Genomic DNA, 12,789 nt, shown 5'->3' with positions numbered 1-12,789 from the left:
CGGCGGCGCCACGCACGGCGGCCGCCGCCGCCAACCCGGCCCCGGCTGCCGCCGCGCCCCCGCCCGCGACGCCGCCCGGCCAGCAAGATCCCGAAACGATCCGGCGCGCGGCCCTCGCGTTCCTGCAACAGCAGATCGCCGGCTTGCCCGGCAAGACCACCGCGACGATCACGACCGCCTTTCCGCGCGGGCTCGCCGCGTGCACGACGCTCGAACCGTTCCTGCCGACCGGCGCGCGCCTGTGGGGCCGCACGACGGTCGGCGTGCGCTGCGCGGGCGAGCGGCCGTGGACCGTCTACCTGCAGGCGAAGGTCGCCGTGCAGGCTACCTATTACGTCGCCGCGCGCCAGATCGCGCCCGGCGAGCCGCTCTCCGCGGCCGATCTCGTCGCGCGCGACGGCGACCTGACGGTGCTGCCGCTCGCGGTGATCACCGATCCGGCGCAGGCGATCGGCGCGACCGCGCTCGCGCGCATCTCGGCCGGGCTGCCGCTGCGGCAGGACATGCTGAAGAGCGCGGCGTCGGTGTCGGCCGGCCAGACGGTGCGGGTCGTCGCGGCCGGCCCCGGCTTCACGATTTCGGCCGAGGGCAGCGCGCTCGCGAATGCGGCGCCCGGCCAGTCGGTGCGGGTGCGGATGGCGGCGGGCCAGATCGTCACGGCGGTCGTCAAGGACGCCGGCACCGTGGAAATTCCGCTGTAGGGACGGATCGGCCGCAAAAATGTAAAGAATTGTTTATTCGGAGCCTGTCGGGCTCGCGATGCTAAAGTTCGGGCCGACCCGGCCGTTATCTGGGTCAAACCGTACAGGAAACCCATCGTGAAGATCGATTCCACTCCGAAACCGAGCCCCCTCGCGCCGACCGGCAACGGCGCGGCCCGTGCGCCGTCCGGCACGGACCAGCCGTCCGCACCGGCAGCCGACGCAGGATCGACCGGCGGCGACGCGACCGTGAACCTGTCGGGTCTGTCCGGCCAGTTGCGTTCGGTGTCCGCATCGGGCGACGCCGATATCGACGCTGGCCTGGTCCAGTCGATCAAGGACGCGCTGAACGACGGCACGCTGACGATCGACGCGCACAAGATTGCCGACGGCGTATTGAACACCGCCCGCGAGCTGCTGCAGCAGCAGCGTCCGGGCAGCTAATCCCCGGCCTCGTGGCCGGGTCACCCGGTTTGCCGGCGCGCGCAGCACTGCGCGCACCGGCGTGACGAGCATGACGCGATGAGAGAAGAGCTGCTGGCCACGGTCAACGACGAACACGCGACGGTCGAGGCGTTCGCGTCCCTGCTCGTCTACGAGGAAAAGGCGCTGACGACGGCCGAGCCGCTCGAGATGCTGCCCGGGATCGTCGAGAAGAAAAGCGCGCTGATCGACCGGCTCGCGCAGCTCGAACGCATGCGCGACACGCAGCTTTCCGCACTCGGCTTTCCGGCCGGCAAGAAAGGCATGGACCAGGCGGCCGAGCGCGATACGCGCCTCGCGAGCCGCTGGCAACTGCTGCAGCAGGCCGCCGAACGCGCGCGCCAGGCCAATGCGAACAACGGGATGCTGATCCGGATCCGGATGGACTACAACGAGCGCGCGCTCGCGGTGCTGCGCTCGGCGCCCGCGCCGGCCGGCGTGTACGGCCCCGACGGGCGCGTGTCGGCGCTCGCGCGCTGACCGGCGGCCACGCGCCCTGCTTTCCCCTTCGTTACAACAGCGGACACGCGGTGACCTGCGTGCCGCGTTCCACGCACAGCCGCTCGTAGTCGCGCAGGTACGCGCGCTCGGCGTCGTCCAGCAGATCGAGATCGATCAGGTCCCAGTCGTAGCCGACCGTCACGATGTTCTCGAACGTCACCGTGCCCGGCTGCGCGTCGTCCGGCCGCACGATCACGATGTTCTCGATCCGCACGCCGCCCTTGCCCGGCAGGTAGATGCCCGGCTCGACCGAAATCACCGCATTCGGCACCAGCCCGTACGTCGCACCCGGCGCGAACCGCACGCCGCCCTCGTGCACGTGGATCCCGACGCCGTGGCCGGTGCCGTGGCCGAAATCGTGGCCATGATCGCGGCACACCTGGCGCACCAGCGCATCGACGTCGCCGCCCGTCGCCGTGGCCGGAAAGCGCGCGACGAGCCCCTTGATGCAGGCCTTCAGCGCGACCGTGTAGATCTCGCGCTGCCACGGCTGCGCGACCGTCTCCGGCCGCGTGCGGCGCAGCACGACGCGCGTGCAGTCCGTCGCGAAGCCGGCTTCGTAGTACGCGCCGCTGTCGAGCAGCACGAGTTCGCCCTCGGTCAGCTCGACGTCGGCGCTCGCTGCCGTGTAATGCGCGAACGCGCTGTTCGCGCCGTTCGCCGCGATCGACGGGAACGACAGCGCGACCGCCGAACGGGCGCCGTACGCGTCGTTGATCCTGCGTGCGAGGTCGTACTCGGTGTGGCGCACGCCCGGCTCGCCGGTCTTCGCCCACCGCATCGTCTCGGCGATCGCCGCGGAGCTGCGCGCGAACGCGTCGCGGAAGCGCTCGAGCACCGCCGGCGTCTTGCTTGCCCGCATCGCCTCGACCGGGTTGAAATCGGCATGCCGCGCGTGCGGCCACACGCGCTTCACCGCGTCGACGAGCGCGCAGTTCACCGATTCGAAGCCGTAGCACACGTGCTCGACCGCGAACCGGGCGAGAAACCGTTCGAGCGCCGCGACGTCGCGCCGGATCACGTGCAGCGCCGGATACGAATCGAGCGCGACCTCGCAGCGGTCGCAGCCTTCCGGCAAGAACAGCGCCACCTGGCCGCCGATCGCGAACAGGAAGCCGAGGTGCGACGACGCATTCGGGATGTGATAGCCGCGGCTGTTCAGCAGATACGCGAGATCGTCCGACGCGCACGTGAAGAACGCCGTCCTGCCGTCGGCCGCGCCGGTATGCGCGGCGAGCCGGCGGTTCAGCGCGTCGAGGTTCTGCGCGACGCTCGCGCCGGTCATCGCGGCCGGAATCTCGAAGATCGGCCGCTCGACGTTCCAGCCCGGCAGCGCGATCGCGCGATCGATCTCGCGGTCGGCGAGGCTCGCCCAGTCGAGCGACGCGGCCCGTGTCTGCTCGAACAGCCGGTCGCGCTGCGCGACGCTGATCCGCCGCGCGTCGTAGCCGACCCGCGCGAGCCGGCTCGCGTGCGCGAGCAGCCAGTCGGCCATCGCCTGCCAGATCGTCACGTCGATGCCGAGCTTCTCGACGCGCACGCGCGCCGGATCGCACTGCTCGTCGGCCTGGAAGTGATAGCGGCCGTCGACGAACAGCACGAACGGCGGCAGATCGAGCGCCTGCGCGGTCGCCGCGCTCAGGAAGATTCCGCAGCCGGCCGACCCGTCGAAACCGGACACCGCATAGCGCGGGTTGTTGCCGCGCGGCAGGTATTCGGTCACGTATTCGTCCTGCGACGTGATTACCACCGCGTCGAGCCGCGCGGCATCGAGCAGGCGCGACAGGCCGGCCTGCGTGTCGGCGACGGACGCGTCGTACGGGGGAAGGCCGGAGAAGCTGTATTTCAGTCGATCGATCATCGGATGCCCGTTATGCGTTGTTGTCGGCGGCCGGAAGCATGTCGCGGCGTCGCACCTGCCTGACACGACACGTCGCCGCGGTTCAGGTCACGCACGGCACGACGCGCGGCCGCGGCCGCGCCGCCGTTCAGGCGGCAGGCCCTCGGTAAAATTTTTGTCTCACTTAACTTTGTTTGATGCGCGACAGAATCTAGAGCACGCTGAAATCGAGGTCAAGCCAAAATTTTCGTAGGACTAAAATCGGCGCCCTGCCCGCGGATCCCGGCACAACGCCAATTCGGCCGGCGACGCCGCGCGGTACAATGCGCCGGCCCCGCCGCCGTCCCGCCCCGGCGGCCGCTTAGCCCCTTCGCCCGCGTCCCGACTCGTTGCCACACGAAAGAGATTCATGGATTCAGACCTCATGCGTATCGGCCAGCGCATTCGCCGCCTGCGCCGGGAAGCGAAGAAGACGCTGCTGGAAGTCGCGTCCGAAGCGAAACTGTCGGTGGGGTTCCTGTCGCAGGTCGAGCGTCATCTGACGGGCATCTCGCTGTCGTCGCTCGTCAACGTCGCGAAGGCGCTGGGCGTGCCGCTCGGCGCGCTGATCGACCAGCCGCGCCAGGCGCAGCCCGATTCGCACGAGGGCAGCCGCCGGCCGTACGCGCTCGACGCCGCGTCGCAGTGGTACGAGCGGCTGTCCACCACGTTCGACGGCAGCCAGATCAACGCGCTCAAGGTGCAGATGCTGGAAGGCTACCGGTCCGAATGGGTCGCGCACGGCGGCGACGAATTCGTGTACGTGCTGGCCGGCCGCGTCTGCTACACGGTCGGCAAGAAGCATTACCCGCTGACGGCCGGCGACTCGCTGCACTTCGACGCGCGCAAGCGCCATCGCGTGGCCAACGTCGGCGACGGGCCGGCCGAGCTGATCACCGTCAGCACGCTGCCGCTGTTCGACGACAGCGGTGCGGAATGCGTGCCCGCGACGACGGATATCGGGCAGCCGGCCGCTGGCGCGCCGCGCGTGCGCCGCCGCGCGCCGGCGCTCGAACGGAATGGCCGCGACGCCGCCGCGGCACGGCCGTCGAGGGCCGGCGCAGCCGAAAGGAAGGGGACGGCGAAGGCGCGCGCCACCGCCGCCGGCAAACGCCCGGCGGCCGCGACCCCGGCACGCAGGAAGAAACCGTAACGGCCGACGGGCACGCACGCCCTGCGCGCTGTTCCGCGCCGCCTACTCGCCGATCGCGAGCGCCTGCGCGACAGCCTGGATCCGCGCGCGGTGCACGGCATCCTTGATCTTCTCCGTGTCGCTGCCGATGCCGCGCGCGATCGCGCCGGCATCGACGCTGCGCGCCGCCGCGAGCGCGACGCGCAGCCGCTCGGCCTGCGGGTACGGCTGCGCCTCGAGCCCGAGCCGGCCGCGCGCATCCGATTCGCAGGCCTGCAGCAGCTCGGCGAAGCGCGCCGGCTTGCGCAGCGCGTCGCTGCGCTCGAAGAGCCGCACCAGCGCGGCCGCGCCCATTTCCATCACGCGATGCAGGTTGCCGTGCTCGCGCGCGACCACCAGCGCGAGATCGCGGCATTCGTTCGGCACGCGCAGCCGCTCGCACAACGGCTTGAGCAGTTCGACGCTGCGGCCTTCGTGGCCGACGTGGCGCGGCAGCACGTCCGCGGGCGTCGTTCCCTTGCCGAGATCGTGCGTGAGCGCCGCGAAGCGCACCGCCAGCGAATAGCCCTGCTTCGCCGCGTAGTCGACCACCATCATCACGTGCACGCCGGTATCGACTTCCGGGTGGTAATCGGCGCGCTGCGGCACGCCCCACAGCGCGTCGACCTCGGGCAGGATGCGTGCGAGCGCGCCGCAGTCGCGCAGCACCGCGAACATCCGCGACGGCTTCGCCTCCATCAGCCCGCGCGCGATCTCCTGCCATACGCGCTCGGGCACGAGCGCATCGACCTCGCCCGCGTCGACCATGCGCCGCATCAGCGCGAGCGTTTCGTCCGCGACCGTGAAATCCGCGAACCGCGCGGCAAAGCGCGCGATGCGCAGGATCCGCACCGGATCCTCGACGAACGCGTCGCTCACGTGCCGGAACACGCGCGCGCGCAGGTCGGCCTGCCCGTCGAACGGGTCGATCACCGGGCCCACCAGCGCGCCATCCGGGCTCACCTCGCGCGCCATCGCGTTGATCGTCAGGTCGCGCCGCGCGAGATCCTCGTCGAGCGTCACGTCCGGCGCGTAATGGAACTGGAAGCCGTGATAGCCGGCCGCCGTCTTGCGCTCGGTGCGCGCCAGCGCGTATTCCTCCTGCGTTCGCGGATGCAGGAACACCGGGAAATCCTTGCCGACCGGCCGGAAGCCCTGCGCGGTCATCTGCTCGGGCGTCGCGCCGACCACCACGTAGTCGCGGTCCTGCACCGGCACGCCGAGCAATTCGTCGCGGATCGCTCCGCCTACTGCGTAGATGTTCATCACTGGGGCTCGTATTCGGCGATCACGTTGGTTTCGCGGCGCGCGCCGTCGATCCACTGCCGCACCGCCGGCAGCGCCGTCACGCGCGCCGCATAGCCGGCGGCTTCCGGCGACAGCGCCGGCGCGTACGTGTTGAAGCGCATCACGACGGGCGCGTACATCGCGTCGGCAATGCCGAATTCGCCGAACAGGAACGGCCCGCCCGACGCCTCGATGCATTCGCTCCACAGCGCGTCGATGCGCGCGACGTCGGCGAGCGCTTCCGGCGTCGCGCCGCGCCCCGGCATCGACGCGCGGATGCTCATGCCCATCTGCGTGCGCAGCGCCGCGAAGCCCGAATGCATCTCGGCGGATATGCAGCGCGCATGCGCGCGCGCGAGCGGGTCGGCCGGCCACATCGGGAATTGCGGATAGCGCTCGGCGAGCGTCTCGGCGATCGCGAGCGAATCCCAGATCGCCGAGCCGTGATCGTCGACGAGGCACGGCACCTTGCCGGTCGGCGAGTATTCGCGGATGCGCGCGGCCGTGTCGTCGCGACGCAGCTCGACCACGATCTCGTCGAACGGGATGCCGAAATGCACGAGCAGCAGCCACGGCCGCATCGACCACGACGAGTAGTTCTTGTCTCCAATGACGAGCTTCATGACGGGGCTCCCGAAAACGCGAAAAAGGAAAAGAAAGGGGCCGGCCGACGTCGCCCGGCGCGCGGGCTAACGACGCGAGCGGAACCAGTCGAACCGCGAGCGTTTCGTCGCTTCGCCGAGATACGCGGGCGCGATGCTTTCGAGACTCGCGGGCGAGAGCCCGAGTTCCGGCGCGAGCGGCCCCGACAGCACGTTCGGCACCGACATCGTCGCGAGATTGTCGCGCGTGAGCACCGGCTCGCCCGGCAGGCATTCGAACACGCTTGCCTGCAGCCGCGCAAGCGCGTCGGGCAGCCGCACGATGCGTGCCTGCCGGCCGACCAGCGTGCCGCAGTAGCGCACCAGTTGCTCGAGCGTGTAGACGGTCGGGCCGCCGAGCTCGTAGGTCTTGCCGTGCGCGCCCGCGAGATCGAGCGTGTTGACGAACGCGCGCACGACGTCGCCGACGAACACCGGCTGGAAGCGCGCGTCGGGCATCGCGAGCGGCAGCACGGGCACCGTGCGCTGCAGGGTCGCGAACGTATTGAGGAACGCGTCGCCCGGGCCGAACACGACCGACGGACGGAAGATCGTCAGCGCGAGCGAATCGGTGGCCGCGATCGCATGCAGCGCGGCTTCGCCGTCGCCCTTCGAGCGCTGGTACATGCTCGCGCCGTGAGAATCGGCGCCGAGCGCGCTCATGTGCAGCAGACGCCGCACGCCGGCCTCGGTGCAGGCCGTCGCGAGCGCGGCCGGCAGCGCGACGTGCGCGCGCTCGAAGCCCGGCCCGTACGGCGTGCCGCGCCCGCCGTGCAGCACGCCGACCAGGTTGATCGCCGCGTGCGCGCCGGCGACGAAGCGCGCGAGCGTGCGCGTGTCGAGCGCGTCGAGCTCGACGATGTCGACCGGCAGCATCTGCAGGTGGCGCGCGTGGTCGCGCCGCCGCGTGCCGATCCGCACGTGCTTGCCGGCGTCGATCAGCGCATTGACGAGCCGGCTGCCGATGAAGCCGGTGCCGCCCAGCAGCGCGACGGTCTGGCGATCCATGATGTGGGCCTCGAAAGAACACTGCCGCGTCTCGCGCGGCAGTTCATGTATCAGGGCGAGATCATGCCTAGACGCTTCTTCAACGACTGCGGTTTGCCCTCGAAGAGCGCCGCGTAGTAGACGGTGTTCGACAGTACGTTCTTCACGTAGTCGCGCGTCTCGTTGAACGGAATCGTCTCCGCGAAGATCGCGCCTTCGACCGGCTGCGTCAACACCTGGCGCCACTGGCGCGGCCGGCCCGGGCCCGCGTTGTAGCCGGCGGTGGCGAGCACCGGCGAGCTGTCGAAGTTGTTGTAGATGTCGGCGAGATACCAGGTGCCGAGCTGGATGTTGGTGTCGATGTCGTGCATCTGCGCACGCGAGATCGTGCCCATGCCGAGCTTCTTCGCGACCATCTGGGCCGTCGCCGGCATCAGCTGCATCAGGCCGCCCGCGCCGACCGACGAACGCGCGCTGATGATGAAGCGCGATTCCTGGCGGATCAGCCCGTACGCCCACTCGACGTCGAGGCCCGTCGACTGCGCGTAGCGCTCGACGGTCGTGCGGTACGGCGACGGATAACGCAGCGTGAAGTCGTGCTCGGCCTTCGTGCGGTCGGCCGTGTTGACCGTGCGGTCGAGCAGCTCGACGCGCTTGCCGTATTCGGCGGCCGCGAGCAGCTGGCGATCGGTCATCCCGCGCAGCGGCCAGTTCCATTCGCGATTGCCTTCGAGGCGCAGGTTCAGCGCATAGAAGCGCTGCGCGAGCGCGAAGCCCGGGATCTTGCTCATCGCGTCGATCTCGGCGTCGCTCACCTTCGTGCGCGGCGGGATCGTCGTGCGCTGGCCGAGCTCCTCGCCGGCCAACTGCCCGTAGAAGTTGAACTGGCCGGCCACCTGCTCGAATTCCTGGTTCGCCTGCAGCGTGTCGCCGCTCTGCTTGAGCGCGCGCGCATGCCAGTAGATCCACGCCGGATCGTTGCGCAGCGACGGCGGCATCTGCTCGATCGACCAGCGCACCATCGGCCAGTTGCCGGCGAGCAGCGCGGCGCGCGTGCGCCATTCGTAGCCCGGGTTCGACAGCGGCGCGTTCGCCGATTTCGCATACCAGACCGAGGCCATCGGCGAGCGCTTGATCGCGCCCTGGTAGCCGATCGCGCCCCACGCGATCGCCTGTTCCTGCTTGGTGAGCGACGGCGCGACCGTCGTCAGCATCCCGGCGGCCGCGTCCGGATCGTTGCGCGCCATGCGGCCGAGCGCGATCAGCGCGAGCTGATGCGACGCGGCGTCGGGCCCGACGCCGCGCGCGAGATACAGCGGCGGCGCGCTCGTCGCCTGGTCGAAGCCGGCCGGGCGCGGGCCGAGCGCGTCGACGATCTTGCCGCCGAGCGTCGTGTAGTTCTGCTCGTACGCGAGGCGCGCCTGCTGCCACACGTCGTCGCTCGTGAACTGCTGGTTGACGGCGAGCGCGGTGATCAGGTCGACGCACGCGTCGCCGTAGTTCTTCGGCTCGACGAGCAGCGCGCGCGCCGCGTCGGCGACGTTCTCGTTGCGCGCCGCGCGCGATTCGAGCGCATAGCACTTGACCTGCGTGTCGTCGTCGAGCACGAAGCGCTTGTACTGGTCGTCGAAATTGCGCCAGTCGTGACGCGCGCCGAGCACGAGCAGGTAGTCGTTGCGCAGGCGATCGGCGATCGCCTGCCCGTCGTAGCGCTGCAGGAATGACTGCACGGGCGCGTCCGGCGCATCGACGCGCGCGCGGCCCGTCGAATCGAACAACTGCGGCTTGATCTGGAAATACTCGACGTAGGACGGAACCGGATAGTTCGGGATCATCGACGCGAGCTGCGCGGCCTTCGCGGCGTCGTTGCGGCGTGCGGCTTCGCGAAGCTGCACGAAGATCTGGTCATCCCCGGCGAGCGTGTCGTCGTTCGGTGCGGCGCATGCGGCCGTGCCCGCGACGAGCGCGGCGGCCGAAAGCGTCAGCGCGAGCGCGCGATATACTCGGAAAAGGCTGTTCGACATCGTTTTGAATGGAGCACGAAGTGAGCGAAAGCATAGCACGCAACCCTGTGCCGAACCCGAAGGTTGCGCTGCGCAAAACGCTGTCCGGCGCCCGTCGCGACGCCGCGTCGCAACCCGCCGCGAACGCCGCGCTCGACGCGCGGCTGCGCGCGCTGCTCGACCGTCTGGCGCCGCGCACGGTCGGGTTCTACTGGCCGCTGCCGGGCGAATTCGATGCGCGCGACGCGGTGCTCGCATGGTGCGCGGCGGGCGCCGGCCGGCGCGCCGCGCTGCCGGTGATCGGCGAGCGTCACACGCCGCTCGCCTTTCACGCGTGGGATGCGCGCACGCCGATGCGCGAAGGCCATCACCGGATTCCCGAACCGGCGTCCGGAATCGTCGTCGTGCCCGATCTTTTGCTGATTCCCTGCGTGGGATTCGATCTCCAGCGCTACCGGCTCGGCTACGGCGGCGGCTACTACGACCGCACGCTCGCCGCGTGGCCGGGCGACGCGCTGCCCGTGACGGTCGGCATCGCGTACGAAGCGTGCCGCGTCGATGCGCTGCCGGCCGAAGCGCACGATCTCGCGCTGCGCTGGATCGTCACCGACGGCGCGCTTTACCCGGGCGCCGGATAATGCCGCGCGCGGCGCCGCGATCGTCGCCATGCGCCCGTGAGCGCATCGCCGCGCGCGCCCCTTTGCGCCGGCGCTTACAGCGACGCCGCCGCGCGCGCGGCCGTGTCGTAAAGGCCCGAAGCGTGGCGCAGCAACTGCGCCGCGTCGCCGATCTGCTCGTTGGTGAGGCCGCTGTCCTTCAGCGTCTCGATCAGGCAGTGCTCGCGCACCTCGCGGTATTTCAGGCACAGCTCGCGGCCCGTGTCGGTCGCGAAGAAGAACACTTCCTTGCCGCTCTTCTCGCTCTTCACATAGCCGCGGGCGATCAGTTTTTTCAGCGCATAGGTCGCGACGTGCGTATCCTCGATATTGAGCACGAAGCAGATGTCGGCGAGCTTCTTCTTGCGTTCGCGATGGCTGACGTGATGCAGCAGCGAGACCTCGACCGCCGTCATGTCCTTCGCGCCCGCCGCCGACATGCAGCGCACCATCCAGCGGTTGAACGCGTTGCCGGCCATGATGAGCCCGTATTCGAGCTCCGACAGCTCCGCGCTCGATTCGGAGACGAGGTGTTCGGATGACACGATCTTGGTCGCAGGACGCTTCATGGAAAGGCGGCGCAAGCCGGATGACAGGATGTGCCCGAGTGTACGCCAGAAGCCCCGGCCGACGAGCTAGGCGAAAACGCTTATTGAGAAGTTGTCGATATTTTATTGACAATGTGCGCTAACATTGCCGTCCGAACCGTGCCAGTCCGATGACGCAACCCCGCATTTATCCGCTCGGCGATGCCGCCCTCGTCTGCGAGGTGCCGCCGCCCGCCACGCTCGATTGCCAGCGCCGCGTCTGGGCCGTGGCCGAGGCCGCGCGCGCATGGCCCGACGTGATCGACGTCGTCCCCGGCATGAACAACCTGACCATCGTGTTCGACGCGCTCGCCGCGACGGCCGACTCGCTCACGCCCGCGCTGCGCGACGCGTGGGAGACGGCCGACGTCGAGCACGCGGACGGCCGCGAGGTCGAGATCCCGGTCGAATACGGCGGGGCCGCCGGCCCCGACCTGGCCGCCGTCGCCGCGCACACGGGCCTGTCGGCCGATGAAGTCGTCGCGCGCCACGCGGGCGGCGCCTACGTCGTGTTCTTCGTCGGCTTCCAGCCGGGCTTCGCGTATCTGGGCGGCCTCGACGCGTCGCTGCACACGCCGCGCCGCGCGGCGCCGCGGCTCGAGGTGCCGGCCGGCTCGGTCGGCATCGGCGGCGCGCAGACGGGCATCTACCCGGCCACGTCGCCCGGCGGCTGGCAGTTGATCGGCCGCACGTCGCAGGTGCTGTTCGATCCGGCGCGGCAGCAGCCGACGCTGCTGCTGCCCGGCGACCGCGTACGCTTCACCATCGCCGGAGTCCACACACGATGACCCAGAGCAACGCACCGGGCACCATCGAAGTCGTGCGGGCCGGGCCGCTGTCGACCGTGCAGGATCTCGGGCGCCGCGGCATGCGCCATCTCGGCGTCGCGCAGGGCGGCGCGCTCGACGGCCTCGCGCTCGAGGTCGGCAACCGGCTCGTCGGCAACCGCCCCGACGCCGCGGCCGTCGAAATCACGATCGGCCCCGCCGCGTTCCGCTTCCCGCGCGCCACGCGCATCGCGATCACCGGCACCGAATTCGGCGCGACGCTCGACGGCAAGCCCGTGCACGCGTGGTGGAGCCTGCCGGTCGACGCCGGGCAGACGCTCGTGCTGCCGGCCGCGAAACGCGGGATGCGCGGCTACCTGTGCATCGCGGGCGGCATCGACGTGCTGCCGATGCTCGGCTCGCGCAGCACCGATCTCGCGTCGCGCTTCGGCGGCCTCGGCGGCCGCGCGCTGCGCGACGGCGATCGCCTGCCGGTCGGCGTGCCGCCGGCCGGCGCGGGCTGCCTGGCGCCCGATGCGCCCGAATTCGGCGTGAAGGCGCCGGCGTGGTGCGCGTTCGTGCGGGTCGACGAGCCACCGCGCCGTCACCGCCCCGCGCATGCGCCGTGGGCGATGCCCGTGCGCGTGCTGCCGGGCCCCGACTACGCGTCGTTCGCGGCCGATGCGCAGCAGGCGTTCTGGGACGAGGAATGGCTCGTCACCGCGAACAGCAACCGGATGGGCTATCGCCTCGCCGGCGCCGAGCTCGCGCGCGAGCGGCCGGTCGAGTTGCTGTCGCACGCGGTACTGCCCGGCACGGTCCAGGTGCCGCCGAACGGCCAGCCGATCGTGCTGATGCACGACGCGCAGACCACCGGCGGCTACCCGAAGATCGGCACGGTGATCCGCGCCGATCTGTGGAAGCTCGCGCAGGCGCGGCTCAACCTGCCGATCCGCTTCGTGCGCACGACGCCCGATGCCGCGCGTGCCGCCCTCGTCGCGGAACGGGCGTACCTGCGGCAGATCGACGTCGCGATCGAGATGCGCGAGGAGGCGCGCCGCCGCGCCGGATCGCGCGCGGCGTGACAATGGCGGAAGCAGCAGCGAAAGACGCGCCACGCAACCAG

13 protein-coding genes are annotated in these 12,789 nt (G+C 70.4%); 7 read left to right on the top strand and 6 right to left on the bottom strand.

Annotation, left to right across the window (positions count from 1 at the left end; translation table 11 throughout):
• The 3 genes from flgA to LGM42_RS30965 form a co-directional block, all read left to right on the top strand.
• Positions 1-701 (top strand): flagellar basal body P-ring formation chaperone FlgA (flgA, locus tag LGM42_RS30975; RefSeq protein ID WP_226234234.1); only part of this gene is annotated, 701 nt, incomplete at its 5' end.
• Positions 702-818: 117 nt separating this feature from the next.
• On the top strand, positions 819-1,145 hold the full coding sequence (gene flgM / locus LGM42_RS30970; protein WP_059583909.1) for a flagellar biosynthesis anti-sigma factor FlgM: 327 nt from the start codon (positions 819-821) through the stop codon (positions 1,143-1,145).
• A gap of 78 nt (positions 1,146-1,223) precedes the next feature.
• Positions 1,224-1,664 carry a flagella synthesis protein FlgN gene (locus tag LGM42_RS30965; RefSeq protein ID WP_059583911.1) on the top strand — a complete coding sequence of 147 codons (441 nt, stop codon included), beginning with the start codon at positions 1,224-1,226 and terminating at the stop codon, positions 1,662-1,664.
• Positions 1,665-1,695: 31 nt separating this feature from the next.
• On the opposite strand, the gene LGM42_RS30960 is transcribed toward LGM42_RS30965, so the two are convergent.
• Positions 1,696-3,546, bottom strand: a complete 1,851-nt coding sequence (locus LGM42_RS30960; protein WP_226234233.1) for a M24 family metallopeptidase — start codon at positions 3,544-3,546, stop codon at positions 1,696-1,698.
• Positions 3,547-3,934: 388 nt separating this feature from the next.
• Here LGM42_RS30960 and LGM42_RS30955 point away from each other — a divergent pair, with 388 nt between their 5' ends.
• Positions 3,935-4,717, top strand: coding sequence for a helix-turn-helix domain-containing protein (locus LGM42_RS30955; protein ID WP_226234232.1), 783 nt, complete (start codon positions 3,935-3,937; stop codon positions 4,715-4,717).
• Between the two features lie 42 nt (positions 4,718-4,759).
• Here LGM42_RS30955 and LGM42_RS30950 read toward each other — a convergent pair whose 3' ends face one another.
• The 4 genes from LGM42_RS30950 to LGM42_RS30935 form a co-directional block, all read right to left on the bottom strand.
• Entirely contained in the window at positions 4,760-6,001 is a 1,242-nt protein-coding gene (locus tag LGM42_RS30950) for a multifunctional CCA addition/repair protein (RefSeq protein WP_089465230.1), read from the bottom strand.
• Positions 6,001-6,645: a glutathione S-transferase family protein gene (locus LGM42_RS30945; RefSeq protein WP_059583917.1), complete on the bottom strand. Its 645-nt coding sequence runs from the start codon at positions 6,643-6,645 to the stop codon at positions 6,001-6,003. Before LGM42_RS30945 ends, LGM42_RS30950 begins: the two co-directional genes overlap by 1 nt.
• Positions 6,646-6,711: 66 nt before the next feature.
• Complete coding sequence (locus LGM42_RS30940) at positions 6,712-7,671, bottom strand: complex I NDUFA9 subunit family protein (RefSeq protein ID WP_059583919.1); 960 nt, start codon at positions 7,669-7,671, stop codon at positions 6,712-6,714.
• Between the two features lie 50 nt (positions 7,672-7,721).
• Positions 7,722-9,674 (bottom strand): lytic transglycosylase domain-containing protein, encoded by a 1,953-nt coding sequence (locus LGM42_RS30935; RefSeq protein WP_060312198.1) that lies wholly within the window; start codon positions 9,672-9,674, stop codon positions 7,722-7,724.
• A gap of 8 nt (positions 9,675-9,682) precedes the next feature.
• On the opposite strand from LGM42_RS30935, the gene LGM42_RS30930 reads away from it, so the two are divergent.
• Positions 9,683-10,291: a 5-formyltetrahydrofolate cyclo-ligase gene (locus LGM42_RS30930; RefSeq protein ID WP_059642468.1), complete on the top strand. Its 609-nt coding sequence runs from the start codon at positions 9,683-9,685 to the stop codon at positions 10,289-10,291.
• Positions 10,292-10,365: 74 nt separating this feature from the next.
• On the opposite strand, the gene LGM42_RS30925 is transcribed toward LGM42_RS30930, so the two are convergent.
• Positions 10,366-10,878, bottom strand: coding sequence for a winged helix DNA-binding protein (locus tag LGM42_RS30925; RefSeq protein WP_226234231.1), 513 nt, complete (start codon positions 10,876-10,878; stop codon positions 10,366-10,368).
• A gap of 149 nt (positions 10,879-11,027) precedes the next feature.
• On the opposite strand from LGM42_RS30925, the gene pxpB reads away from it, so the two are divergent.
• Both pxpB and LGM42_RS30915 read left to right on the top strand, forming a co-directional pair.
• The gene (pxpB, locus tag LGM42_RS30920) at positions 11,028-11,684 is read left to right on the top strand and encodes a 5-oxoprolinase subunit PxpB (protein ID WP_059583926.1); all 657 of its coding nucleotides are present in this window, start codon (positions 11,028-11,030) and stop codon (positions 11,682-11,684) included.
• A complete protein-coding gene (locus LGM42_RS30915; protein WP_060312202.1) occupies positions 11,681-12,748 on the top strand; it encodes a biotin-dependent carboxyltransferase family protein in 1,068 nt (355 codons plus the stop codon). The genes pxpB and LGM42_RS30915 overlap by 4 nt, the downstream gene beginning before the upstream one ends.
• The last annotated feature ends 41 nt before the right edge of the window (positions 12,749-12,789 follow it).

The sequence above is a fragment of the Burkholderia sp. AU39826 genome (assembly GCF_020419965.1).
Lineage (GTDB): Bacteria > Pseudomonadota > Gammaproteobacteria > Burkholderiales > Burkholderiaceae > Burkholderia > Burkholderia semiarida.
This window is presented reverse-complemented; position numbering and strand designations above follow the sequence as displayed.

Coding starts and splice junctions, on each gene's coding strand:
- LGM42_RS30965 (WP_059583911.1), top strand. CDS start 1,224: ATGAGAGAAGAGCTGCTGGCCACGGTCAACGACGAACACGCGACGGTC.
- LGM42_RS30960 (WP_226234233.1), bottom strand. CDS start 3,546: ATGATCGATCGACTGAAATACAGCTTCTCCGGCCTTCCCCCGTACGAC.
- LGM42_RS30955 (WP_226234232.1), top strand. CDS start 3,935: ATGGATTCAGACCTCATGCGTATCGGCCAGCGCATTCGCCGCCTGCGC.
- LGM42_RS30950 (WP_089465230.1), bottom strand. CDS start 6,001: ATGAACATCTACGCAGTAGGCGGAGCGATCCGCGACGAATTGCTCGGC.
- LGM42_RS30945 (WP_059583917.1), bottom strand. CDS start 6,645: ATGAAGCTCGTCATTGGAGACAAGAACTACTCGTCGTGGTCGATGCGG.
- LGM42_RS30940 (WP_059583919.1), bottom strand. CDS start 7,671: ATGGATCGCCAGACCGTCGCGCTGCTGGGCGGCACCGGCTTCATCGGC.
- LGM42_RS30935 (WP_060312198.1), bottom strand. CDS start 9,674: ATGTCGAACAGCCTTTTCCGAGTATATCGCGCGCTCGCGCTGACGCTT.
- LGM42_RS30930 (WP_059642468.1), top strand. CDS start 9,683: ATGGAGCACGAAGTGAGCGAAAGCATAGCACGCAACCCTGTGCCGAAC.
- LGM42_RS30925 (WP_226234231.1), bottom strand. CDS start 10,878: ATGAAGCGTCCTGCGACCAAGATCGTGTCATCCGAACACCTCGTCTCC.
- pxpB (WP_059583926.1), top strand. CDS start 11,028: ATGACGCAACCCCGCATTTATCCGCTCGGCGATGCCGCCCTCGTCTGC.
- LGM42_RS30915 (WP_060312202.1), top strand. CDS start 11,681: ATGACCCAGAGCAACGCACCGGGCACCATCGAAGTCGTGCGGGCCGGG.